At 56.7% G+C, this 24,933-nt stretch carries 22 protein-coding genes; 1 reads left to right on the top strand and 21 read right to left on the bottom strand.

All coding sequences use genetic code 11. The features are described from left to right. Positions 1 to 62 precede the first annotated feature (62 nt). Positions 63 to 728 (top strand): 8-oxoguanine DNA glycosylase OGG fold protein, encoded by a 666-nt coding sequence (locus tag HMPREF0183_RS02230; RefSeq protein ID WP_342610854.1) that lies wholly within the window; start codon positions 63 to 65, stop codon positions 726 to 728. Between the two features lie 163 nt (positions 729 to 891). On the opposite strand, the gene nrdR is transcribed toward HMPREF0183_RS02230, so the two are convergent. The 21 genes from nrdR to rsmH all read right to left on the bottom strand — a co-directional run bounded on the left by nrdR (position 892) and on the right by rsmH (position 24,873). Further along, entirely contained in the window at positions 892 to 1,359 is a 468-nt protein-coding gene (gene nrdR / locus HMPREF0183_RS02225; RefSeq protein ID WP_040347715.1) for a transcriptional regulator NrdR, read from the bottom strand. Continuing rightward, on the bottom strand, positions 1,359 to 2,666 hold the full coding sequence (gene hisD / locus HMPREF0183_RS02220) for a histidinol dehydrogenase (protein ID WP_245527083.1): 1,308 nt from the start codon (positions 2,664 to 2,666) through the stop codon (positions 1,359 to 1,361). Before hisD ends, nrdR begins: the two co-directional genes overlap by 1 nt. Positions 2,667 to 2,728: 62 nt before the next feature. Further along, a complete protein-coding gene (gene dnaE, locus HMPREF0183_RS02215) occupies positions 2,729 to 6,220 on the bottom strand; it encodes a DNA polymerase III subunit alpha (RefSeq protein ID WP_050775323.1) in 3,492 nt (1,163 codons plus the stop codon). A 50-nt stretch (positions 6,221 to 6,270) separates the two neighbouring features. Next, entirely contained in the window at positions 6,271 to 7,200 is a 930-nt protein-coding gene (locus HMPREF0183_RS02210) for an RluA family pseudouridine synthase (protein ID WP_040347714.1), read from the bottom strand. Then, the gene (locus HMPREF0183_RS02205; RefSeq protein WP_040347713.1) at positions 7,197 to 7,691 is read right to left on the bottom strand and encodes a signal peptidase II; all 495 of its coding nucleotides are present in this window, start codon (positions 7,689 to 7,691) and stop codon (positions 7,197 to 7,199) included. Before HMPREF0183_RS02205 ends, HMPREF0183_RS02210 begins: the two co-directional genes overlap by 4 nt. A 118-nt stretch (positions 7,692 to 7,809) precedes the next feature. Further along, a complete protein-coding gene (locus tag HMPREF0183_RS02200; RefSeq protein WP_005882374.1) occupies positions 7,810 to 8,565 on the bottom strand; it encodes a DivIVA domain-containing protein in 756 nt (251 codons plus the stop codon). 101 nt (positions 8,566 to 8,666) lie between these two features. Beyond that, positions 8,667 to 8,966 (bottom strand): YggT family protein, encoded by a 300-nt coding sequence (locus HMPREF0183_RS02195; protein WP_005882372.1) that lies wholly within the window; start codon positions 8,964 to 8,966, stop codon positions 8,667 to 8,669. Between the two features lie 68 nt (positions 8,967 to 9,034). Continuing rightward, the gene (locus HMPREF0183_RS02190; RefSeq protein WP_005882369.1) at positions 9,035 to 9,523 is read right to left on the bottom strand and encodes a cell division protein SepF; all 489 of its coding nucleotides are present in this window, start codon (positions 9,521 to 9,523) and stop codon (positions 9,035 to 9,037) included. A 58-nt stretch (positions 9,524 to 9,581) separates the two neighbouring features. Continuing rightward, a complete protein-coding gene (pgeF, locus tag HMPREF0183_RS02185; RefSeq protein WP_005882367.1) occupies positions 9,582 to 10,367 on the bottom strand; it encodes a peptidoglycan editing factor PgeF in 786 nt (261 codons plus the stop codon). A gap of 2 nt (positions 10,368 to 10,369) precedes the next feature. Further along, positions 10,370 to 11,521, bottom strand: coding sequence for a cell division protein FtsZ (gene ftsZ / locus HMPREF0183_RS02180; RefSeq protein ID WP_005882365.1), 1,152 nt, complete (start codon positions 11,519 to 11,521; stop codon positions 10,370 to 10,372). 121 nt (positions 11,522 to 11,642) lie between these two features. Then, positions 11,643 to 12,332 carry a cell division protein FtsQ/DivIB gene (locus tag HMPREF0183_RS02175; protein ID WP_005882363.1) on the bottom strand — a complete coding sequence of 230 codons (690 nt, stop codon included), beginning with the start codon at positions 12,330 to 12,332 and terminating at the stop codon, positions 11,643 to 11,645. Further along, a complete protein-coding gene (gene murC / locus HMPREF0183_RS02170) occupies positions 12,329 to 13,687 on the bottom strand; it encodes a UDP-N-acetylmuramate--L-alanine ligase (protein ID WP_005882362.1) in 1,359 nt (452 codons plus the stop codon). Before murC ends, HMPREF0183_RS02175 begins: the two co-directional genes overlap by 4 nt. Next, a complete protein-coding gene (murG, locus tag HMPREF0183_RS02165) occupies positions 13,684 to 14,838 on the bottom strand; it encodes an undecaprenyldiphospho-muramoylpentapeptide beta-N-acetylglucosaminyltransferase (RefSeq protein WP_005882360.1) in 1,155 nt (384 codons plus the stop codon). The genes murC and murG overlap by 4 nt, the downstream gene beginning before the upstream one ends. After that, positions 14,831 to 16,087: a putative lipid II flippase FtsW gene (ftsW, locus tag HMPREF0183_RS02160; RefSeq protein WP_005882358.1), complete on the bottom strand. Its 1,257-nt coding sequence runs from the start codon at positions 16,085 to 16,087 to the stop codon at positions 14,831 to 14,833. The genes murG and ftsW overlap by 8 nt, the downstream gene beginning before the upstream one ends. Positions 16,088 to 16,089: 2 nt before the next feature. Next, on the bottom strand, positions 16,090 to 17,595 hold the full coding sequence (murD, locus tag HMPREF0183_RS02155) for a UDP-N-acetylmuramoyl-L-alanine--D-glutamate ligase (RefSeq protein WP_005882356.1): 1,506 nt from the start codon (positions 17,593 to 17,595) through the stop codon (positions 16,090 to 16,092). After that, positions 17,588 to 18,679: a phospho-N-acetylmuramoyl-pentapeptide-transferase gene (gene mraY, locus HMPREF0183_RS02150; protein ID WP_005882355.1), complete on the bottom strand. Its 1,092-nt coding sequence runs from the start codon at positions 18,677 to 18,679 to the stop codon at positions 17,588 to 17,590. The genes murD and mraY overlap by 8 nt, the downstream gene beginning before the upstream one ends. After that, positions 18,676 to 20,121 (bottom strand): UDP-N-acetylmuramoyl-tripeptide--D-alanyl-D-alanine ligase, encoded by a 1,446-nt coding sequence (locus HMPREF0183_RS02145; RefSeq protein ID WP_005882353.1) that lies wholly within the window; start codon positions 20,119 to 20,121, stop codon positions 18,676 to 18,678. Before HMPREF0183_RS02145 ends, mraY begins: the two co-directional genes overlap by 4 nt. Positions 20,122 to 20,135: 14 nt before the next feature. Beyond that, complete coding sequence (locus tag HMPREF0183_RS02140; protein ID WP_005882352.1) at positions 20,136 to 21,611, bottom strand: UDP-N-acetylmuramoyl-L-alanyl-D-glutamate--2,6-diaminopimelate ligase; 1,476 nt, start codon at positions 21,609 to 21,611, stop codon at positions 20,136 to 20,138. Continuing rightward, a complete protein-coding gene (locus HMPREF0183_RS02135) occupies positions 21,598 to 23,382 on the bottom strand; it encodes a peptidoglycan D,D-transpeptidase FtsI family protein (RefSeq protein ID WP_005882350.1) in 1,785 nt (594 codons plus the stop codon). The genes HMPREF0183_RS02140 and HMPREF0183_RS02135 overlap by 14 nt, the downstream gene beginning before the upstream one ends. A 13-nt stretch (positions 23,383 to 23,395) precedes the next feature. Next, positions 23,396 to 23,905 carry a cell division protein FtsL gene (gene ftsL, locus HMPREF0183_RS02130; RefSeq protein ID WP_050775312.1) on the bottom strand — a complete coding sequence of 170 codons (510 nt, stop codon included), beginning with the start codon at positions 23,903 to 23,905 and terminating at the stop codon, positions 23,396 to 23,398. Further along, entirely contained in the window at positions 23,902 to 24,873 is a 972-nt protein-coding gene (gene rsmH / locus HMPREF0183_RS02125; protein WP_040347712.1) for a 16S rRNA (cytosine(1402)-N(4))-methyltransferase RsmH, read from the bottom strand. The genes ftsL and rsmH overlap by 4 nt, the downstream gene beginning before the upstream one ends. Between the last annotated feature and the right edge of the window lie 60 nt (positions 24,874 to 24,933).

The raw sequence follows: 24,933 nt of genomic DNA, 5'->3' as shown, positions 1-24,933 counted from the left end.
ACCGAAAACTGTGTCAGTGCCTCCTGTCACGATCGTGTACACAACACAAAACAGGAGGAAACATGTACACCCAACTCATTCAAACATTTAGTCCACATATCCCCCACGTACCGTCTCTGTCGGCCCCCGTGCGCAGAGCTCACTGGGACAAATACTGGACAGGCAACCGCCCTCCCATTCTCGATGGGGCGAGTGAAGTCATGAGTCGCTGGACTCTTTTTAATCTGGGCGCACACATTGATGGCCCTCAATCAGCACTGAATTTCTACGCCGGCGTGAGCATGTGGGCTGCTGGAAACGCTCCACGGTCTGTTTATCGAGCGTGCAAGCCACCTACCACGGAAGATTTTGCTGAACGGCTTTTCGAGGCGATCACGCACACACGTGAATGTGAACCCGAAGACGCGTACTGGGCATGGAGTACAGACATGCGTATTCCATTCGTGGGACCGTCACATTTCACTAAGCTCATGTACTTTTCGCGCCGTAACCCGTTGTACGAAAGCGAGAACATGCCATTGATACTCGACGGTCGAATTGCGCGGGCTTTAAAGATGAAACAGCGGTCAGCGTGGACCGCGTCAACCTACGGAACGTATCTGCGGACTTTGGCTGAAATCGCTCACGAGTGGGGCCCTGGCGCAACAGCGGAAGATGTGGAATGTCAGCTCACTGCGCAGGGAATTAGGGCCATTACGCGCAAGACCCAGTTGGCGCAAGCGGCGTAGAGGAACAGCCTCAGTGACCTGCAGAAATATGAAAAGGCCACTGGTGGCGTCGGCTTCCCCTCCGAAGCCACCAGTGGCGGGCGCCATAGCGCTCTTTTATCTTACACAGAACGCCAGGCAAAGGCGCAAATCGAATCGTTCTCTGCTTACAAAAGTGCCTGATTCACTCTTCGCTACGTGCGGTTTCGCGTTCTGCACGTAGCGAGGAAATAGCGGCTTCAAAGTCCTCCAAGGAATCGAATCCTTGGTACACGCTTGCAAACCGCAGGTACGCGACTTGGTCCAATTCGCGTAGGGGGTCAAGAATCGCCAGGCCCACCTCATCCGCGTCGATTTCAGCAATGCCTTGTGACCGGATATTTTCCTCGACACGTTGCGCGAGTTTCGCCAAATCGTCTTCGGATACTGGTCGTCCTTGGCACGCTTTTCGTACACCGGCGACCACTTTCTGGCGGGAAAACTCTTCGGATACTCCCGAACGCTTGATCACAGACAGGCTCGTAGCCTCAATCGTGGTGAACCGTCGTGAACAGTTGGGGCACTGGCGACGACGCCGGATTGATGCGCCGTCTTCAGCGGTCCTCGAATCGACGACGCGCGAATCACTGTGGCGACAAAAAGGACAGTGCATTAGCTCTCCCTCCGTAGGTGCACAGCATAACCGTGTGCGGGAAGGTTTTCAGCATTGGCAAGTGTTTCAATGTGATCGGCGACATCTAATAAACCGTCGCGCGTGTAACTCACGATCTGGCTGCTCTTCATAAAACTGTGAACCCCCAGTGGAGACGCATGGGTCGCCGTTCCGCTCGTGGGCAACACGTGGTTCGAGCCAGAACAGTAATCCCCCAGCGCCACCGGTGAGTAGTCGCCAATGAAGATTGTTCCACCGTGGCGCAGTTCGCGTGCAAACTCGTGAGGGTCCTCAACCATAACCTCTACGTGTTCTCCCGCATACACATTGGCCACGCGCACCATGTCTGAGCGTGAATCAACCAACAAAATACCCGACTGAGGCCCCGCAAAAGCTTCACGAATCCGCTCACGGTGTTTCGCCGTCTCGAGCTGACGGGCCAGTTCATCCTGCACGCGAGTCACCAGATCAGCCGAAGCCGTAACAAGAACTGACGCCGCTAACGGGTCGTGTTCTGCCTGACTGATGAGATCAGTGGCGACGAGCTCTGGCTTAGCCTGAGCGTCAGCGCACACAATGATTTCAGTGGGTCCAGCAATCGAATCAACGCCCACGAATGACCGGACAAGTGACTTAGCACCTGCCACATATGCGTTGCCTGGCCCGGTGATCACGTCCACAGGTTCGCATACTTCGCCGTCGTCAAAACCGTAAGCAAACGCGGCGATCGCTTGGGCACCGCCCATGGCCCACACTTCTTCAACGCCTAACAGTTCAGCTGTCGCCATGACCACCGGGTGCGGCAATCCAGACGGGCCGGGAGGTGACGCGAGAGCCAGTGACTCCACTCCTGCAACCTGCGCGGGAACCGCGTTCATGACAACCGTCGACGGATACACCGCACGACCCCCAGGAACATACAAACCAACACGGTCAACGGGCGTCCACCGCGTCGATACAAAAGAACCGTCAAACTCCGTTGTCGAACCCTGCGGAACATCGCGGGCACTTACCTGGCGCAACCGCGCAATCGACTCTTCAAGAGCCGCGCGTACCCTTGAGTCCAACTCGTCACAAGCACGAGCGAGCTCTTCGTGCGGCACCCGGATCTGTTCCACCGTAACCCCGTCAAAACGCGAGGTTGCCTCAAGAACTGCTGCACGACCTCGGGCACGGACATCCTCTACCACCGGGGCAACACTGGAACGGGCCCTGTCCAAAGAATCGTGTGCCCGGGGAACGAGTGAGCGAAGCTCACGAGTAGAAACTTCGGCTGGCACATTGATGATTCTTAGCAGTTCAGTCACACAGCCATTCTACTCAGGCACCGTAGCGACACCTCGGCGCCCCTGCTTTCACACACGGCTCGTCAGCCCAAACAGCGTGGCCCTAACAGCGCCTTCAAATCTCCAAAGAGACTGGGCCCAGTTTCCACCCGCCGGTTCAAGCGAATCAATGTCCGCTTACCCGGTTCCAATACGTTGACTCGTACTTCAGTGGGCCCGGGGTTCGCACGCAGGATCTCGTCCAGTTCCTCAATAGTGCCCTCAGTTGCACGATCCAGCGGGATCGTCAGCTGCAATGGAGTACCAGAAGCGTTGGAAATGTCTGGAAGAGTCACGGACTGCGCCATCAAGCTAATGGGCCGGTCCTCAGACTGTTTGACACGTCCACGAATCGTCACAACCAAGTCACTTGTGAGTATGTCAGCAACAGGTTCATACACATCGCCAAAGAACAGAACCTCAATTGAGGCTTCCAAGTCTTCGATCGTAACAATCGCGTACGGACGCCCCGAGTTCTTGGACACTCTCCGCACCAACGACGTGATCATGCCACACACCGTAATAGTGGAACCTTCGGACCGTCCCTGACTGATGAGATCCACAAGAGGCAGATCAGACTCAGAGGCGATGACTCCCTCAAGTCCGTTCAACGGGTGGTCAGAAACGTACAGCCCAATCATCTCGCGCTCAAAGGCCAGCTTCTCTTTCTTATCCCACTCCACGCGGTCAGGGATCGGAACTGAAAAGCTCGCGGCGTCATCACCACCTAAGCCAGCAAAAAGATCGAACTGACCGGCTGCTTCCTGGCGCTTCACTCCTACTACTGAATCAACGGCTTCTTCGTGGATCTCCACCAACGCCCTGCGGGTGTGCCCCAGGGAGTCAAATGCGCCGGACTTAATCAACGACTCCACCGTACGCTTGTTGCATACATGCGACGGAACCTTGTCAAGAAAATCAGAGAACGACGTGAACGCGCCCTTTTCGGTACGCGATTCCACAATGCCGTCAACCACGTTGTGACCCACGTTGCGCACTGCTCCCATACCAAAGCGAATGTCATTCCCAACAGGTGTGAAGTTCAGTTCAGATTCGTTCACATCTGGCGGCAGAACCGTAATGTGCATCTTGCGGCACTCACCCAAGTACACCGCCAGTTTGTCCTTGTTGTCGCCCACACTCGTCAGAAGTGCGGCCATGTACTCGGCCGGATAGTGGGCTTTTAGGTACGCCGTCCAGTACGACACCACACCATACGCAGCGGAGTGGGCCTTGTTGAACGCGTAGTCGGAGAACGGCAGCAAGATGTCCCACAGAGCCTGGGCGGCCTCTTCGGAGTATCCGCGCTCCTTCATGCCCCCAAAGAACCCGACCTGCTGTTTGTCCAGTTCGGCCTTTTTCTTCTTACCCATCGCACGGCGCAAAATATCTGCCTGGCCCAATGAGTACCCGGCCACCTTCTGCGCGATCGCCATCACCTGTTCCTGGTAGATGATCAGACCGTACGTGGTGTCCAGGATTTCCTTGAGCGGTTCGGCAAGCTCAGGGTGGATCGGCGTGATTTCTTGTAAACCGTTTTTACGCTTGGCGTAGTTCGTGTGCGAGTCCGCGCCCATGGGCCCAGGGCGGTACAGCGCCAAGGTTGCGGAAATGTCTTCGAAGTTGTCCGGTTGCATGAGCCTCAAAAGCCCCTGCAGGCCCCCTCCGTCGAGCTGGAACACGCCCAGTGTGTCCCCGCGCGCCAGAAGCTTATACGTGTCTTCGTCGTCAAGCTCCAAACGCTCAAGGTCGATCTCCACATCGCGGTTGCGTTGAATATTCTCAAGAGCATCCGAAATGATAGTGAGGTTTCGCAGGCCCAAGAAGTCCATCTTGATAAGCCCCAACCCTTCCGAGGTGGGGTAATCAAACTGGGTGATCACCTGGCCGTCTTGGAAGCGCCGCATGATGGGGATGACATCAATAATGGGCTCGGAGGACATGATGACGCCGGCCGCGTGAACTCCCCACTGCCGCTTCAGCCCTTCGAGACCTCGGGCGGTTTCAAATACTTCGCGGGCCTGCTCATTGGTGGCGAGCAGGTTACGGAAGTCGCCGGCTTCGTTATACCGAGGTGCTTCCGGGTTTTCGATGTCGGTAAGGGGAATGTCCTTTGCCATTGCGGCAGGTGGGAGGGCTTTTGTGAGTTCTTCACCCATGGAGAACGGATGCCCAAGCACACGAGCAGCGTCTTTGAGTGCCTGTTTGGTCTTGATGGTTCCGTACGTCACGATCATGGCGACGTATTCGGAACCGTATTTCTGTGTCACATAGTCGATGACCTCGGAGCGTCGGCGGTCGTCAAAGTCGACATCGAAGTCCGGCATGGACACACGTTCCGGGTTGAGGAACCGTTCAAAGATCAGGCCGTGTTGAAGGGGGTCGAGGTCGGTGATACGCATCGCGTACGCCACCATTGAACCCGCTCCAGACCCACGACCTGGGCCCACGCGGATCCCGTTGTCCTTGGACCAGTTGATGAAGTCGGCGACCACCAAGAAGTAGCCGGGGAAGCCCATTTTGATGATGATGTCGAGTTCGTAGTCGGCTTGTTTGCGCACCTCATCGGGGATGCCCTGTGGATACCGGTAGTGGAGACCTTTGTCCACTTCTTTGATGAGCCACGACGTTTCGTCTTCGCCTTCTGGCGTTGGGAACTTGGGCATGTAGTTCGCGCTGGTGTCAAAAGACACTTCGCACATGTCCGCAATTTTAAGCGTGTTGTCACATGCTTCAGGCAGTTCTTTGAACAGATGTCGCATTTCAGCCGGCGACTTGAGGTAGTACCCGGTGCCAGAGAACGCGAACCTGCTTCCACCTTGTTCATAGGTGGGTTCGAGCAGCTTGGACCCAGACTGTAGGGCCAGCAGAGCTTCGTGCGCTGTGGCGTCTGATTCGTGTGTGTAGTGCAAGTCGTTCGTGGCGACGAGAGGCAGGTTGAGTTCTTTAGCCAGTCGCAACAGGTCCTTGGTGACTCGGCGTTCAATTTCGAGTCCGTGGTCCATGAGTTCACAGAAGTAGTAGTCTGCTCCAAAGATTTCGCGGTACTCCCCCGCTGCTTTGCGAGCTTCTTCGTACTGGCCCAGCCTCAGACGTGTCTGGACTTCACCTGACGGGCATCCCGTGGTTGCGATGAGGCCATTCGAATAGTTCTGCAAGAGTTCCCGGTCTAAACGCGGACGGTTCCCCAATGCGGAGTCCAAGGAGGCCAGTGAGGACGCTTTGAACAGGTTCTGCATGCCTCGGTTGTTGCGCGATAGGAGGGTCATGTGCGTGTAGCGCCCACCTCCTGACACGTCGTCGGAGCGCTGTGATTCGTCGGTGCGCCATTTGACGACCGTTTTGTCGTTCCTGGCGGTTCCGGGGGTCACATAGGCTTCGACACCAATGATGGGTTTGATACCGGCTTTGGTTGCTTGGTTCCAGAAGTCGAAAGCGCCGAACAGGTAGCCGTGGTCGGTGGTGGCCAACGCTCGCATTCCCAATTCGTTGGTCGCTGCCATGAGGTCGCCCAGGCGAGCCGCCCCGTCGAGCATGGAGTACTCGGTGTGAACGTGCAGATGTACGAAGTCGTCAGCCAATTACCTCACCACTGTGCTGCTCGTAGACGTTCGAGCGCGGTTGCTAGATCCTCTGGATAGTCCGATTCGAACTCAACATATTCTCCGGTTTCGGGGTGCTCAAAACCAAGTTTGACGGCGTGGAGCCACTGGCGGTTGAGTCCGAGTTTTTGCGCCAGCACTGGGTCTGCCCCGTAGGGAAGGTCGCCGCAGCAGGGCCGCTTGGTTGCGGACATGTGCACACGGATTTGGTGGGTACGTCCGGTCTCAAGCTTGACCTCGACAAGCGAGGCCGACCTGTACGCTTCCAGCACTTCGTAGTGAGTGACCGCGTGTTTGCCGTCTGTGCGTACCGCGTAAAGGCCGTCTTTGCGTGGGTGGCGCCCAATGGGGGCTTCGATTGTGCCCACGACGGGGTCTGGGAGTCCCTGGACGAGCGCGTGGTAGGTCTTGTCGACGGTACGGTTTTTAAAGGCCCGTTTCAGAACGGAGTAGGCGTGTTCGCCTTTGGCGACCACCATGACTCCCGAGGTGCCCACATCCAGGCGGTGTACGATCCCCTGTCGTTCCGCCGCTCCCGAGGTGGCAATCTGGTATCCGGCCGCGGCAAGTCCGCCTATCACGGTGGGGCCCGACCACCCAGCTGCTGCGTGTGCTGCAACGCCCACGGGTTTGTCGACAACCACAAAAGCGTCGTCATCATAGATGACGTTCATTCCCGGGACTGGTTCTGCCACGATTGAGAGCGGTTCTTTGGGTTTGGGCATGGTCACGTCGATGCGTGCACCCGTCGTCACGCGCATCGATTTGGGAACTTTAACTCCGTCGACTTCAACGTCGCCGCTTTCGGCCATTCCAGCAGCGACCGAGCGGGAGAGGCCAAGGAGACGCGACAGTGCGGTGTCGACGCGCTCGCCTTCAAGCCCTTCGGGCACCAGAATTGAGCGTTCCACTATTCTTCCCTCCCGTCGATACTGGTTCCTTTGAGTGTCAGGAGTGCGATAAGGACGGCTGCACCGGTAATTGCGATATCAGCAATGTTGCACACAAAAAAGTACAAATCAATGAAATCGACAACCGCTCCGTGCATGAACTGCGGAACTTCCCCGTTGGCTGGCATGCGGAAAAACCTGTCGATTAGGTTTCCCGTCAGACCGCCTAATAGCAACCCCAAACCGATCGCCCACCACGTCGAAGCAAGTTTCCGCGAAATAAACACGATGACAGCAAACACCGCTATCGCGATGACGGAAAAGACCCAGGTGGCCCCCGAACCAAGACCGAAAGCCGCTCCGGGGTTGCGGAGGAACGTGAGTCCAACAAAATCGCCCACAATGGCAATGCGTGGCTCGCCTTGCAGGAACTTCACTGCGAGAACCTTTGTGAGCTGATCGATCGCAATGACACCTAGTGCGAGTGCATACAGCGTCACAGCTCGAGTGCTCACGTAGTTCTCCTTAGGGCTCTTTATCAGGTTTGATCTTAGAATATACAAACGCACCGCACGCCGAAACGTGCGGTGCGTTTAACGTGTTTGTGTCAAAGACTACACACGGACCCTGACGTTACAGGGACTGGTTGGTGTTCTGCGAAAGGGTTTCCGGTGCGAGTGATCCAGAGCTTTCGAGGGCACGCAACTGGTCGCTGAGGTAGCTCTTGAGACGGGTACGGTACTGGCGTTCGAAGTTCTGCAGGCCGTCGATGTCCTTCTCCAAGTTGACCTTCTGCAATTCGAGCTGCTGCAGGGTTTCGTCACGCTTATTCTGAGCTTCGGAAACGATATCAGCAGCCCTCTTCTTCGCTTCGCCGATCAGGCGATCACGGGTCTTCTCACCTTCAGCAACGTACTCGTCGTGAACGCGCTGTGCCAGCGCAATCAGGCCGTGAGCGTCCTTGTCGCTAGATACTGGGGCTGCGGCGGGTGCGGTAGCGCTTGCAGCAGGTGCAGCCGGAGCGGCTGCTGGCTTAGCAACAGGAGTCGCAACTGCAGGTGCGACCTGAGTTTCTTCACCTGCCTTAGCGGCTGGTTGCTGAGGAGGGACGACAGGCTTAGCCTCGTCCTTCTTAGGAGCACCCATGGCAGCTGGCATGGCCTGGGTAGCGTTCACGTCTTCACCCTGTGAGCCCTTGGCTTCGAGTTCAGCTACACGCTGCTCAGCCACAGACAGTTTCCGACGAAGCGAATCATTCTCTTCGTTCAAACGACGCAGCTCAACGACTACCTCGTCGAGGAAGTCGTCGACCTGGTCTACGTCATATCCCTCACGGAATTTAACGTGCTGGAACTGTTTGTTGACTACGTCTTCAGGCGTAAGAGCCATGTGGCCACCTTCGGTTGTGCGTACAAATACTTATTTCGATGATCACTGCCACAATACCGCACCACCAGCATGAATGTGTCAAGTCATCATTTGAAGTCAGTCTAACCTACCTGAGTCGAGAGCACGAAGAGAAATCTCGAAAGCATCTGAACCCCAATAAATAAGAGGATAAACCCCAGGTCAATCGCCACGTTTCCCAAGCGAAGGGGAGGAATAACTTTCCGAATCGCCTGCACTGGAGGATCGGTGAGGGTGTAGATAGTTTCACACAGCACCAGCACCACACCGGTTGGGCGCCAGTCCCGGGCAAAGATTTGAATGAGATCGATAATGACACGTCCGATCAGTACGTACACATACAGAGACAAAAGCCACGCAAGAATCTGTAGGACTATCGCCACGAGACCTCTTTCAGAAAAAATTGACGGACCACCGTATACGGTAGCCCGTCAGAGGGAACAATCACGAATTAGCTCTGGTTAAAAAAGCTCGCCTGTGTTTTTGCTACCGAATCAGTTTCTTCGCCAACTTCAACATTGGCAGGCGTCAGCAAGAACACATTATTGGTAACTTTGGAAATCGATCCGTGCAAACCAAAAATCAAACCTGCAGAGAAGTCAACAAGTCGCTTTGCGTTGGCTTCGTCCATTGCGGTCAAGTTCATGACGACAGGAATCCCGTCGCGGAAAGCCGTTCCGATCGCTTTTGCGTCGTTGTAGCTACGTGGGTGGATCACGTGAATGTTAGACATGTTCGCAGGTGATGCCGTTTCTACTGGGCGGACAGAAGAACGGATGGGCGTCACGTCAGCCGGCTCTTCCTGCTCTTCCTCTTCGTACACAGGAGCTTCGTACTCGCTTGCTTCGTACTGAGAGTTGCGTTCGTGACGTGGTTCAGTGTTGTATGCTTCTTCTTCACCGAAACCGAAGTAGTTGCCGATTTTCTTCAGGGTGGACATTAGCCCTCCTCGTGGTTAAGTTCCCTCACCTTTTGAAGGTACCGGAGCTCATGCGTAGTTACGCGTCTTTGAGTGGGTGTGTCGCCATTTCTTCTAACCACACAAGTGCCCCGAACCGCCCAGTGACGGCATCTTTTCTGTATGAAAACAGGTCGGAGGACTCACGTGTACACGTACTGGAGAAGTCGACAATTTCACAGCCTTCTCGGGCCGCTTGTTCCGCAACTCCCGCGGCCACATCGATAGCCGGAGTGCCTTCACGTGAAACGGAGGCCGTCACCGGTTCAACGCTCCCAACTTGATCACGCATATCAGCCGGCACTTCGTAACAACGAGGGCAAATAGACGGCCCAATAGCCACCTGGATCTGGGAAGCTCCCAACTCACGCATCGCAGCCACAGTCGCAGACACGACCCCGTCAACCATTCCAGCCCGCCCCGCGTGCGCAGTACCAACAACTCCCGCCTCGGGATCAGCAAACATCACCGGAACGCAATCAGCGACCATGACGACCAACCCCAAACCAGGAGTTTTTGTCACGTGTGCGTCCGCGGTCACCGAGTCCGTGCGATCCCCCGTCAGCGGGTCATATGCGCCGTTTTCATCCCACGCAATGACACGGCTTCCGTGCACCTGGTCCACAAACCGCAAGGCTTCTGGGTTGAGCCCCAGCGTGTTCGCTACGATTCCTCGGTTGGCTGCCACCACGGTTTCGTCATCCCCCACATGCAGCGCCAGGTTCAGGCTACTGAAAGGGGTTGAACTGAAACCTCCCCAGCGGTCGGTGACGGCGACATGTGCGCGCGCCTGACTACTAGGGAGGACGAAACGGCTGTAGAGCACGGTTACTTCAGGAAGTCCGGAATTTCGATGTTGTTATCGAAGTTCTTGGTGCGTTCTTCCGGAAGAGACTCCGGAACTGGAGGAGCTTCGGCAGGGGCCTCTGGTTGAGCGGGAGCTGGACGCTCTTCCGCTTCCTCGGAAGGGACGTCCGAGGTGGGAGTCGCCTCTTGCGATGCGACCGCCGGGGCTGCCGCCTGAGTTTCGCTCACTGGGACGTCGAAGCCTGCAGCGATTACGGTTATGCGGCATTCGTCGCCCAGGTTGGAGTCGATAACCGTACCGAAAATGATGTTGGCTTCCGGGTGGGCAGCTTCCTGCACCAGGCGGGCAGCTTCGTTGACTTCGAACAGACCGAGGTCGGTGCCACCCTGGATGGAAAGGAGGACTCCGTGCGCACCTTCGATGCTGGCTTCCAGAAGCGGTGAAGCAATGGCCGCTTCGGCTGCCTTGACAGCGCGGTCTTCACCAACTGCCGAACCGATTCCCATGAGCGCTGTTCCCGCGTCTTGCATGACTGACTTCACGTCTGCGAAGTCGAGGTTGATCATGCCTGGGGTAGAGATGAGGTCGGTGATGCCCTGAACACCGGAGCGCAGAACTTCGTCAGCCGATTTGAATGCTTCGACGACTGAAACGTTGCGGTCAGAAATCGTGAGAAGGCGGTCGTTCGGAATAACGATCAGCGTGTCGACTTCTTTTCGAAGCGCTTCGATTCCGGCTTCTGCCTGCGCTGAACGGCGACGTCCTTCAAACGTGAAGGGGCGAGTAACAACACCGATCGTCAAAGCACCCAGCGAACGTGCGATACGAGCAACAACTGGAGCCGCACCGGTTCCTGTTCCTCCACCTTCACCGGCGGTGACGAACACCATGTCGGCACCTTCGAGTGCTTCCTGGATTGCTTCTTCGGAGTCTTCGGCTGCTTTGCGCCCAATTTCGGGGTCGGCGCCGGCTCCGAGGCCGCGAGTAAGTTCGCGACCAATTTCGAGTTTGGTGTCAGCTTCTGACAGCACGAGCGCTTGGGCGTCAGTGTTGATCGCGATGAATTCGACACCGCGGAGGCCCACGTCGATCATGCGCTGTACAGCGTTAACACCACCGCCACCGGTTCCAGCGACCTTGATGTCTGCTCCGGATTGAGGGTATTCAGCCAAGTCGGTTCCTCTTTCGACGCTTAAGGGACAGGTGTCTTTGTCTTGACGCTATTGCCACTCACGGGCTCGCGCAACTACCGCCCCGGTGTGTCGTTCAAGCCGTGTGGATCTGGATTCAACTTTAGCGCGCAACGGGAGTATCTGGGGTAGAAACGTCGACGTACTCTTTCGAGTGTTCGAGGAGTTTAAAGGCAACGTCAAACTTCTTCTCGATGTTGCTGGAGTCCCCCACTCGGATTTGGCGCGTCGACTCTTCGTGCGTCACCACCACTGTGATGTCATTTTCTTTTTGTGCTTCGACGGATTCGACACGCGAAAGGTCCGGCACATGTTGAACCACGATGAGGGCCTGTTCAATTCCACCTGGGCTTCCGCCGCGAATGTTGACCAGATCGGGGTCGTTTTGGACCACATCGATCTCTTCGCCATGCGATGAGTACCTCACCCAACCATTGCTGGTTTTAAATGCAGCGACGGGTTCTTTATCCGTGACCGTGACGTGCAAAGTGTTGATACCGGACCACCTCACACTGACATATTCAGACTTGGTGAATTTCTCTCGGATATCGCGCGAAAGTCCCGTCATCGAAATTCTGGGAAGTGGCCGCCCTGTTTCTTGTTCGAGCACAAAAGCGCGCACCTCATCTCCTGGAGTCAAATCACCGGTTTCTACACTTACGTCTTTGAGACCCATGATGGGTGTGAAGAACATGAGGCAGACAATGAGCACCAGTCCTGCAACTATTCCGAAACCCACTTTTACGGCAGTGTGGATCCCGCGCTTCTTCCCAATCACCGGGATAGTGGTCACTGTGCAAGCGCTCCCAGTAACTCAGGCCCCAGAATCGTGACATCACCAGCGCCAACTGTGAGCACGATATCGCCGGGTTTCACTCGCTCCACAACTGTGGGGACTGCGTCGGAAAATGCGGGAACATACGTGACGTCGCTCGTGACTTCACGTGCAATCAGTTCCCCGGTCACGCCGGGAATCGGGTCTTCGCGCGCCGGAAAAACATCCAAAACAATAACGTCATCTGCCAGGCTCAACGCGCGCGCGAACTCCCGGTAAAAGTTCTTGGTGCGGGTAAACAAGTGCGGTTGAAAAATAACGTGCACTTTATTCGACGGGTCGACCACCTTCTTCGCTGCCGTCAGCAAAGCCGTCACTTCTGTGGGGTGGTGGGCGTAGTCGTCATAAACGCGCACGCCCTTCTCTATTCCACGAAGTTCAAAACGGCGACGGGTCCCAGTGAAACTCTCTAAGCCTTGAATAATTCCTTGCGGGTCCCCACCTACTGCGCGTGCACTTAAAAACGCTGCTGTCGCGTTCAATGCGTTGTACGTTCCCGGAAGCGCGATGTCGAAAGCGTACTCTTGACCTTCAAAAGCGATCGAGACACTGACCCCTTGTCCGTGGGTGGACGCATTCACACGCGCGTCAGCAATGTCGCTCTCGCCATAAAGGATCACGTTGGTTCCCTGCTCGCGAGCCTCACGCCCAATCGATGCTGCGCCCTTGTCATCTGCACACACAATGAGCGTCCCGCCCATGTTGCCCACATGGGAACCAAACTCGACGAACGCTTCCCGCACTCGCTCCCAACTCCCATAGTGGTCAAGGTGGTCGGCTTCGGCGTTTGTAATGACTCCGACCTCAGGACGGTACTTCAAAAACGAGCCGTCAGACTCATCAGCCTCAGCGATAAACACGTCACCTGATCCAGCGTGCGCGTTGGTCCCGGTTTTTGACAGCTGACCACCAATAGCAAAGGACGGGTCCTTTCCGGCCGCTTGCAAAGCTACAGTGGTCATCGAGGTGGTAGTAGTTTTTCCGTGTGTCCCAGCGATCGCTATGGTCCGCTTTCCCTCCATGAGGGTGGCAAGAGCATCCGAACGGTGGATGACTGGAATGCCCAGTTCTTCTGCACGCACGATCTCAGGGTTCGTGTGTCGAATAGCAGAAGACACAACCACCGTATCCGCCCCTTCGACGTGTGAACCGTCGTGCCCAATGAACACGTGAGCGCCGTGAGCCCGCAAAGCTTCGACTACCGAAGACTCCTTTGCATCAGAACCAGTCACGGTGTAGCCCCGGCTGAGCATGATGCGGGCAATACCGGACATACCGGCTCCCCCGATCCCAATAAAGTGGTACGTGCTCACGTCAGGTCCTCTCGTTCGTCACGGGTCATCAGTTCATACGGGTACGGCCGGTCTGGATATGGGACGTTCGCCGCCTCAAAAATCATGCGCGTCATGTCGCGGTCCGCAGTTGCCGGGAACTTAAGCTCCTTCAAACGTTTGGTCATGTTGCGCAAACGGTGTGGATCTTTAGCCAGCGGAATGACCGTGTTCCTAATCGTCGTTGCACTAAACGCGGCGTTGTCCACCATGAGGGCACCTCCCGCGGTAACCGGGTCGTGCGCATTCTTGACCTGCTCGCCGTTGCCAATCGCCAGCGGAACATACAGGGCGGGCACCTGGGCGACGGTCACCTCGGCGACGGTCCCTGCGCCAGCACGACAAATCAAAAGGTCCGCAGCCGAATACACCGTTTCCATTCCGTCAACGTACTCAGTCACGTGGTAGTTGCGCAGATCAGCCGTGCTCCCCCGGATCTTGTCAGCCTTCCCGGCACCCGTGATGTGAAGCACCTGAACACCTGTGCGCTGGATTTCGTCTACCGCGTCACAGAAAGCGTCATTAATAGCCTGGGCTCCACTGGAACCACCCGTGACAATCACGGTCGCAAGTGACGCGTCTAAGCCAAGCTTCTGCATCGCTTGGTAGCGGGTCAAAGGGTCTTTGCGGTTGATCTGGGCAATCTCGCGACGCATGGGCATCCCCACGTGCTTCCCCTTCAACGGAGTGGACGCAAACGTGTAACCCACGTGCTTGGTATAACGCGCCCCCAGCTTGTTCGCAAGCCCAGGAACCGCATTGCCCTCATGGATCACAATAGGCACCCGCAGGGATTTCGCAGCCAAGTACGCAGGCGTGGACACATACCCACCAACACCCACAACAACTTCAACGTTATTCTTCTTGATCAGATCCTTGGTGCGTGAAACTGTACGGAGCAAACGCCCGGGAAACTTCACTGTCGAAGCGTTGATCGAACGGGGAAACGGCACCTTTTCGATCGTGTTGAGCTCATAACCAGCCTGCGGAACCAGCCGGCTCTCCAGCCCTTCTTCGGTTCCCAGGATCGTCACATGACCGTCCGGGTCTTGGAACTTGAAGTCGCGCACAATGGCGAGCATTGGCGCCACGTGCCCCGTTGTTCCTCCACCAGCAAAAAGAACGTTAACCATTCTTACTCTTTCTTGACATTCGGCCCAGCAACGCACTCCGCACGTGAAAACCACGTGACGCCAGCGCCTCTGAAGCACCAGGCTCAGACCGTGCAAAAGACAACAAAACCCCCGCACCCAACAGTGTCGCAACCAGTGATGAACCACCGTAGGACACAAACGGCAACGGAACACCAATAACAGGTAAAAGGCCCGTCACTACCGCGATGTTAATAAACGCTTGGCCAGCCAGCCACGCCAAAAGCCCAGCAGAAACTGTTTGCACAAACCGGTCTTGGGAACGCATGATGATGCGCACGATTCCGTAGCTCAGAAGCCCAAACAGGACAACCACAGCAAGGGTGCCAACAAGTCCTAACTCTTCGCCGATAATGGCGAAGATGAAGTCATTGTGAGCTTCTGGCAGCCACGCCCACTTTTCCCGGCTACCCCCAAGACCAACTCCCAGCCATCCACCGGAGGCCAGCGCGTACAGGCCGTGGTTAGACTGCCAATGCTGTCCAAGAGGGTCTGAGACATCGGATGAGTGGCCAGTGAAAAGTGCTTGAATACGGGCCAAACGGTTGGCGTTCGTCAAAACCAGCACAGCCACGCCGGCGACTGCGGCAGCTGCGAGCGTCAGAAGCCACTTCCACGGCAACCCACCCACAAAGAGCGAACCAAGTGCAACAGCGATAAGGACAATCCCAGTCCCGAGGTCGTGCCCAGCGATCACAAGCCCGATAGACAGGCTGGTGGCGGCGAGGACGGGGATGACGACGCTGAAAGATGAAAGCGCTTTGTTTTTCGCGGCCATAAAACGGCCGATGTACAACGACAGAGCAATTTTGACGAACTCTGCCGGTTGAACGCGGAAGCCACCACCCACAGAAAACCATGACCGGTTCCCGTTGACCTCCACGCCAAGGGGGGTCAGTGGAAGTACCTGCAAGGCAAGACCCCCAATAAGAAGCACAGGAGCCAGTTTTTTCCACGTCTCAACTTTGAAGCGCGCAACGATGAACATGACGATCAGTCCAACCACTGCGAAGAGAGCCTGCCTCATAAAAACAGTAAAGGGACTGCCTTCACCACCCGCATATGACGTGATTGACGAGGCAGAGAGCACCATGATGAGACCAAACGACGTCAGGATCACGACACTCCACAACACGATGTGGTAAGTGGCGACCGGAGCGTCCAACAGTTCTTTCCACTGCTGCGCCCAACGCCGCACACGTGACGTGTTCTCGACTGCCTGGCTTGCCACGTTTACAGCTCGCTTACTGCCTGTTCAAAAGCGTCCCCGCGCTCAATGTAGTTGGTGAACTGGTCCATGCTGGCAGCCGCTGGGCTCAACAGCACGGTGTCACCTGGCTGAGCAAGCTCGCGGGCAGCGTTTACAGCACGTTCCATAACGCGCGGACCTGGTTCAATGCGGATCGTGTCAACGTGCGACGCTTCCAACGCGCTACTCAGCGCCGAATCGTCTTCACCGATGACAACTACAGACCGGAGACGGTCTTTAAAACCTTCAACGATGTCGTGGTAGTCCGCGCCCTTCGGCAGACCACCAGCGATCCACACAATGGGGTCAAAAGATCCCAGTGCGGCAGACGCCGCGTGCGGGTTCGTGGCCTTTGAGTCATTCACCCACGTGATGTCGTCGAGTGTGCGCACAACCCGCATCCGGTGGTCACCGGGGGCAAAGGACCGCAGGCCGTCACGCACCGCTACAGGCGGGAGGTCAATACTGCGAGCAAGCGCGGCCGCAGCGAGTGCGTTCATGACGTAGTGATCTGGAGCAGACGTGGTTCCAGCTGCTTTCGCAACATCATCCAGGCTGGCGAGTTCCAACGCGCTCGAATAACGATTAGGTGCAAAGGCACGGTCCACCAAGATGTCTTCTACCAGGCCAAACTCTCCTGGCCCTGGAACACCCAAACCAAAACCTACCGCGCGGGCGCCAGCGACCACCTCGGCGTCTTCAACTAACTTACGCGTAGCAAGGTCTTCGCGGTTGTACACACAGGCCTTCATCACATTCGAGTACACCCGCGCCTTATCGGCGACGTAGTTCTCATACGACCCGTGCCAGTCCACGTGGTCGGGAGCCAGGTTGAGCACGGCAGCCGAGTGAGCGCACATTGAGAACTGCCAGTGCAGTTGGAAACTTGCCAGTTCAATCGCAAGCACTTCAGCGGCCGGATCCAGAACAGCTTCAAGGAGTGGAGAACCGATATTGCCACACGCGACAGCGTTGACTCCAGCGGCCCTAAACATGGACGCGAGCATGGAGGTGGCCGTGGTTTTGCCGTTTGTTCCCGTGATGACGAGCCACGGTGCAGCGTTCGTTCCACGGACGCGCCATGCCAGTTCCACTTCCCCAATAACCGGCACGCCCTTAGCTTGAGCATCTACCAAAAGCGGTTGGTCTGGGCGCCATCCTTGGGACGTGCACACCAGATCAGGAAGCGAACCGTCCGAGGCTGTTGGCAGCTCGGTGACGTGTTCGGGGCCACGGCGAATGTCCACATCAAACACGCGCAGAATCGTCTCATGTTCGCTTCGGTCGATCTGTGTATCACCGTCGACGCAAATGACATGGGCACCGCGTTCAGCCAGGTGGACCGCCATGGGGTATCCAGAAACACCTAAGCCAGTGACCACGATCGTGAGTCCGTCTAAAGAGGAGTCCGGGCCAATGATCTGTTCAGGGATCTTGTCAGCGAGTGGGTAATCCACCGGGGTCGCACCGGGTACCAGAACATCAGGCAAGGTACGACACCCACTCGGCGTAGAAGAGAGCAACAGCAATAACTACCCCAATGAGGGCCACGATCCAGAATCGGATCACAATCGTCACTTCGCCCCACCCTTTGAGCTCAAAGTGGTGCTGAAGCGGAGCCATCCGGAATACACGTTTTCCGGTGAGCTTGAACGACGTCACCTGGATAATCACGGACAGCGTAATAATGACAAACAGGCCACCCAAAACCACCAGCAGAAGTTCGGTGCGCGACATCATCGCGAGCCCGCCAATCGCTCCGCCGATACCCAGTGAACCGGTGTCGCCCATGAAAATCTTGGCTGGTGAAGCGTTCCACCACAAAAACCCAATACATGCAGCACCCATTGCTGCGGCGACGATCGCCAAATCACGTGGGTCTCGTACGATGTAACACCCGGCACGCGCAGTGGTCATGAGATCACAGTTTTGGATCGATTGCCAGGACGTGATGATGACGTAACCGGCAAACACTACTGCGGCGGCACCCGATGCGAGTCCGTCCAAACCGTCAGTGAGATTCACCGCGTTCGAGGCAGCCGTGATGATGAGGTTGGCCCACACCACGAACAGGACCATTCCCAGAACTGTTCCCCAGAAAGCGAGGTCTAGGGCGTCAATATCACGCAAAACAGAAATCTTTGTTGACGCCGGAGTGCGCCCGTGTTCGTTCGGAAACAGCAGTGCCAAAACCGCGAACGACACTCCGACAAAACCTTGGCCAATGAGTTTGCCCGCAGGCCGTAGACCCAGTGACCGCTGCTTCGATACCTTGATGTAGTCGTCCAAGAATCCAACGATTCCCAGACCCACAGCAAGCCACAGCACCAAAAGCCCTGACGAGGTGGGACTAGAACGTGTGAACAGGTGGCCTAAAAAGTACGCGATAACGGCAGACAAGAGAATGACAACACCACCCATGGTGGGGGTGCCTCGTTTCGTTGCGTGGGATGCGGGTCCGTCATCGCGAACGAATTGCCCATATCCGCGTTTGACAAGCACACGAATAAAAAGTGGTGTTCCCACGAGTGTCAGGACGAGCGCAATACATGCTGCGAGGAGTACGGCAATCACTGGGCCCCCGAAACTCCGGCGATCTCATCACCGAGGAAACGCAGTCCAGCGTCGCGTGAGGACTTAAAGAGGACGATGTCTCCAGGTTGAAGTTCTGACTGCAGAAGGTCACGTGCTTCAGAGATGTTTTCAACCCATGCGGCTTCGTTTCCCCAGGAGCCTTCGAGGTTGGCGGCCTGGTAGATGGGACGCGCGCCTTCGCCCACTGCGATCGTGCGGGAAATGTTCAAGCGCACCACAAGGCTTCCAATTTTGTCGTGTTCTTCTATTGAAGTGTCGCCCAACTCAAGCATTTCGCCCAACACCGCGACCGTACGCCGAGGTGGGTTCTCGTCATCGCCGCGTCCCATCTCCGCGAGTGTGATGAGGGCAGCGCGCATCGAGTCAGGGTTGGCGTTATAGGCATCGTTGATGACGGTAACGCCATTAGGAGAGTCGACAAGTTCCATCCGCCACCTGCTTGCAGCGCCCGCGGTCGCAAGCGTGGTCACGATTGAGCGTGCCGTCACTCCACACAAGTGAGCAACTGTTGCTGCCGCTAGAGCGTTTGACACGTGGTGCCGTCCCAATAGGGAGAGTTCAACCTGTGCCGGTTCTTCGCCTGGGAGGTGTAAAACGAACGATGAACGGCCCGTTGCTCCTGTCGTGACATCGCTTGCCCACACTGTTGTGTCTGGGCGGGTGGGTTCACCTTCGCTGAACCACATGGTGTTAACACCCTGAGCGAGAACGTTCTGCATGTCACGGACGCGCGGGTCGTCGGCATTGAGAACCGCCCACCCTGGTTCCTGGAGCGACTCAACCAGTTCTGCTTTAGCCCGGGCAGTGTTGTCGATCGAGCCAAACACTCCAGAGTGAGCTGCACCGACGTTGAGTTCAACTGCAATATCAGGACGGATGAGCGATGTGAGATATGCGAGGTTTCCAATTGACCGCGCACCCATTTCGAGTACAAGGAAACGAGTCTCTTCACCGGCGCGCAAAGCTGTCAGTGGAACACCGACTTCGTTGTTATACGAGTTAGGCGGGTAGACGGTCTCACCTTCACCGGCCAAAAGAACAGACACGAGGTCTTTCACTGAAGTTTTTCCGCTGGAACCGGTGATCGCAATGACAGTCATGGTTTCACGCAAGGCCTCGACACTGGCCGATGCGAGTTTCCCAAGAGCGACAGTGGCGTCCGTAACGACACACGACGGAAGAGTGTCATCGCCAACGGTCGGGACCGCCTCGGCAATCACGATAGCAGCTCCGGCAGCTATCGCAGACGGCGCGAACTCGATTCCATTGGTCGTCTCTCCCCTGCGAGCGACAAAAATATCGCCTGGAGAAACCTCGCGGGAATCGGTTTCAACTCCGGCACTCAGAGTTGTCTGGGGGTCAATGCCATATAGCTCTCCCCCAACGATGTCAGCAATCTGCTGTGCGGTGAATTCCTTCATATCATTCCTGAACTTTACCGGTTCTCATGACGGACATGAGCTTCAATGGCTTCGCGTGTCTTGTCACGGTCGCTAAAAGGAAGCACTTCACCAGCGATTTCTTGACCGGTTTCATGCCCCTTCCCAGCAACAACAATAGTCCCGTTTGCGCCCGCGAGCTCAACTGCTCGACGGATCGCTGTGCCACGGTTCTCGCACTCTTCAACGGTATGGGCACGGGCGCCTGCTGCTTCGCGGGCACCAGCCAAAACCTGTGCCCTAATAGCAGCCGGATCTTCCGATCGCGGATTGTCATCTGTGACAATCACAACATCGGCGCCACGCGCTGCAGCCACACCCATCGCTGCCCGTTTCGTTGAGTCTCGGTCGCCTCCAGCGCCCACAACCACCACGACAGGGTCGCCCGACAACCGGTCCAGAACCTTTTCGATTGCATCTGGCGTGTGTGAATAGTCAATGATTGCCCGAGGATGTTCCGCATTCACCACTTCCATGCGCCCGGGAACAACGACCTCGGTCCCGTTCGCAATTGACGCGACCGCGTCAAACTGAACCCCGAACTCCAACAGCATCGCAAGAGCCAGCGCAGTGTTCGTCACGTTGAACAAGCCGGGCAGAACGGGGGTAAATGGAATTCTGCCCTGCGGCGTGTGGAGTTCCCACGAGTCGCCTTGAACCACCAGATAGTCCGGTTTGTCCTCGCTGTTCATCGACACGGTCACTACTGGGATCTGAGACACCGAAACGAGTTTGCGAGCCCAGTCGTCAGCCAGGACAACTACTCCGCGGGAGGCAAATTCCGGGGTAAAGAGGGCAGCTTTCGCACTGAAATACTCGTCCATGGTGCCGTGGTAGTCCAGGTGGTCCTGCGAAAGGTTCGTGAAACTCACAACGTCAAAGTGCACACCATCCACCCGGTGCTGGCTCAGTGCGTGAGAGGACACTTCCATCGAACATGTGTCGACACCTGCGTCCCGCATTCGGGCCAAAAGTTGGTGCAACGCCGAAGCCTCTGGGGTGGTGCGTACACTGTCGACCCGGTCTCCTGCGATCACCGTGGCGACAGTGCCAATGAGACCCGTTGTGTGACCCAGCGCTTGAAGAAATGCGTCGAGAATGAATGTGGTTGTGGTCTTACCGTTCGTGCCTGTCACTCCGAACATCGCCGGGCTCTCACCCGTGCCGTACACCTGGGCTGCAATATGCCCGGCGATTGCTCGCGGAAATTCGTGGACAAGGATTGTCAGATCAGTGAGGTCCACCTGTGCCTCGCGCATGATCTCCACACCGGCTGGGTCAGTAAGGAACGCTCGCACGCCCTTATCAACCAGCTGGGTAACAAAGCTAGCCCCGTGGACGTTAGCGCCGGGAAAAGCCGCGTACAGACCACCTGGCTTGGTGGTACGGGAGTCGTTGTCCACGCTCGTGATATCACGGTCTGGATCTCCCATTACCGTGGTGTGCTCAAGCGTAAGGTCAGCGATCTTCATTTTTCCACTCTCTAGCTGGAAGTTCTGGGACAGGGCCGGATGGAGGTACGCGCATTTGTTTTAACGCGTACCCGGTGACATCGGAAAACACTGGCGCGGCCACCGAACCACCATAGTGGCCTGTGCGTGGTCGTTGCAGGGTCACCGACACCGTAATTTTGGGATCGTCAATGGGAGCGATGCCAATGAAGCTTGCCGTGTAGCCGTCAAATCCGCCACCTTTATCCGCTGGTGCTTGGGCCGTTCCGGTCTTACCACCCACACGGTAACCGGGAACTTTAGCGTTGCCTCCAGTCCCGTCTACAACCGTCGCTTCGAGAATCTCGCGCATGGTCCGAGCGGTCTGGGGCTTCACCACTTGAGTGCCGTCTTTGAGCGGAATCTCCGCGATTTTTCCAGTGGGGTCCACGGTTCCGTTGACAATCCGTTGAGGAATCGCCTTTCCGTCGTTAGCGATGATGGCAAACGCTTGAGTGGTCTGCAGCGAGGTCGCTGCAACACCTTGACCGAACAGGACCGCGTTTCGGGTGCGCGCGTCCCACGCATCAGGTGAGCGCAGGATTCCGCGGCTCGTTCCGGGGAACTCAAGGTCAGGAGGTGTGCCGAAACCGAACTTCTTAAGCCACTCATAGCGTTCTTGATCGTTCATACCCTCTGCGGCGATGAGTGTTCCCGTGTTGGAGGAGTCCATGAGGATCCCCGCCAGGGTGAGGTTCTGGTCTTCGTGGTTGTGGGAGTCACGGAAGACTTCTCCGTTGGGGGCCTTCCATTTGTCGGGCACCACGTATTGCGAATCGGCGGTCGCTTTTCCGCTGTCGATGAGCGCCGAGGTGGTAATGAGTTTCGCTGTTGACCCAGGTTCGAAGGTTGCGGTAAAGGCGCGAGATCCGCGGTCTTCGGCTTTGCTTTTGCCTGGATTGTTGGGGTCCACGGTGGGTGATTCGGCAGCGGCGAGGATGCGTCCAGTTCCTGCTTCTTGAATGACGACGGTTCCCCATTCGGCCTTGTGCTTTTTGACAGCTTCGCCAATAGCGTTCTGGGCTTTCATTTGAATGTTCGTGTCGATGGTGAGCTGCAGGCCTGTCCCGTCGACAGGTGGAACTTGCGAATTGTTTCCCAACGGAATGGGGTCGCCTGACAGTCCGCGTTCGTACTGTTGTTTGCCGTCTTTTCCGGTCAGAAGGTGGCGGTACTGGCGTTCGAGTCCAGTGAGCGCTTCCCCGTCGCGTCCCACAAACCCCACAACGTTTCCGGCTATTTCTCCTGCCGGGTAGGTGCGGACGGAGGATTCGTCGACGGTGATGCCGGGTATTTTGAGGTCACGGATTTTCACCCAGACTTCATTGGTGAGTCCGTCCGCGATGGGACTCCACCGTGTCTCTCCTTGAGGTTTGAGCTTGGGGTAGATGAGTCCAGGGTCGGTGTTGAGGATGGGTGCGATCTTATTGGCAGCTCCCCAGGCTCCAACAACCTTGCCCTGTTCGTCCTTGTACGCGGCGACGTTCACGGGGTCGGCTATCAGTTGAAACCGTTTAGCGTTGTCGGCTAGGACGGTTCCGTCGGCAGCGAGAATGGCACCACGTTTGGCCGGTAGGGTTTTGTCCACGAGCCTAGAATCCAGTGCTTTTTCCGCTAGCTTCGCGGTATCCATACCCTGAATCGTTACGAGCTTGGCCACGATGAGAACCAGGGCAACGACGATTGCGAGTACGACGAATGCCATGCGACGCTTGGGGTTAGCAACCTTTCGGCTGGCCGTCGTCGCGGGCATTCGTCATCCTTTTCTACGGGGTTTTCACTGTGGGCGCTTCGAGATCTTTTCCGCTTTCTCCAACTGCGGGAAGCTTCTCATCCGATCGTAGGTTTGGTCGGACGTCATCCCGTGTATCGGCACGCGGGCCGGGCACGGTTCCCACTTTCTTGCCAGGATCTTCGCGTGCTGCGACGATTTTGCCGTCGGCCGTCACAAAGAACACCTTGTCTGCGGGCACTAGACCCATCTGGCGGGCGGCTTTGTGAACATTTTGTGGGCTTTGCCTGTACGCAATGTCTTCTGATAGCCGATCGCGTTCAGATTGCAGGTCTTCGTTTTTTTGGCTCAAGTCGTTGATCTTGTAGGTCGTGTTCGACACGAAGATGTTGGCCAGCAGCACCGCGACAACACCGACGAACAGAATCCCCATGCAAATAAATGGGAACGTACGTGTTCGGCGCACCGGGGACGTGATGAGTTTGAGTGGTCGTTGGGTGGTGACTGGGCTCCGCTGAACGGAGCGCTTTAGGGCTGTGCTCACGCGGGATCAACTCCAGTTTTTCTCACGGCTCTCAGCCGCACAGATGCGGCGCGGGGGTTGTGGTCGATTTCTTCTTGGGGCGCTTTGTAGGCACCTCGGACAATTTCTTCTAGCCACGGTTTGAGGTGGTCGGGCACAACGGGGAGGTCGGGTGGTGCCTGAACAGTGGTTCCCTGGCGAAAAATGCGCTTGACGATTATGTCTTCGCCCGACTGGTAGGACTCCACAACAGCCACACCCCCGAGGTGGAGGGCAGAGAGTGCCGCAGGCAGCGACCGGGTGATGTTGCCGAGTTCGTCATTGACTTCGATGCGCAGGGCTTGAAAGGTGCGCTTGGCTGGGTGGGAACGTTTCCGTTGGTTCTTGGGATCTGGCACTATCCGACCGATCAGGTCGGCGAGTTGTTGAGTCGAGGTCCACGGCGTGTGTTCCCGGTCGGCAACGATCGCGCGGGCGATTCTGCGCGCGTACCGTTCTTCGCCGTATGTGGAAATAATCCGTGTGAGGTCGTTTTCGGAGTATGTAGCGAGAACGTCGGCGGCGCTGATACCTTCCGTGGGGTTCATGCGCATGTCCAGCGGGGTGTCGCGGGAGTAGCTGAAACCACGTGCGTCATCGTCGAGTTGTAAAGAGGAGACGCCGAGGTCGAAAAGGACTCCGGAGATCGGCGGGTTTCCACGTTGTTCAAGAACCTCGGAAATGTTGTCGTCTGAGGTGCACACGGCCTCAAAGCGGGAACCAAACGGGGCGAGCCTGGAAGTCGCGATCTCGATAGCGGCAGGGTCACGGTCAATTCCGATGACGTGAACGTCGTCGAAAACGCGCAGGATTCCTTCTGAGTGGCCACCCATGCCCAGCGTGAAGTCGATAACGACGGGCGCAATACCGCGTGCCCGTGCTTCTTCTATTCCGTGCCCCAGGAGTTCGACGCACATGTCAAGCAAAACGGGAACGTGTGGATATGTCATGGCCACCTCCTTCCTGGCTGTTGTTGTGTTGCTGAAAACTGAACTCCGTTCGTCCACGGC

It is taken from the genome of Brevibacterium mcbrellneri ATCC 49030, assembly GCF_000178455.1.
GTDB lineage: Bacteria > Actinomycetota > Actinomycetes > Actinomycetales > Brevibacteriaceae > Brevibacterium > Brevibacterium mcbrellneri.
Note: the sequence above shows the minus strand (reverse complement) of the source record. Positions and strands in the feature narration are given on the sequence as shown.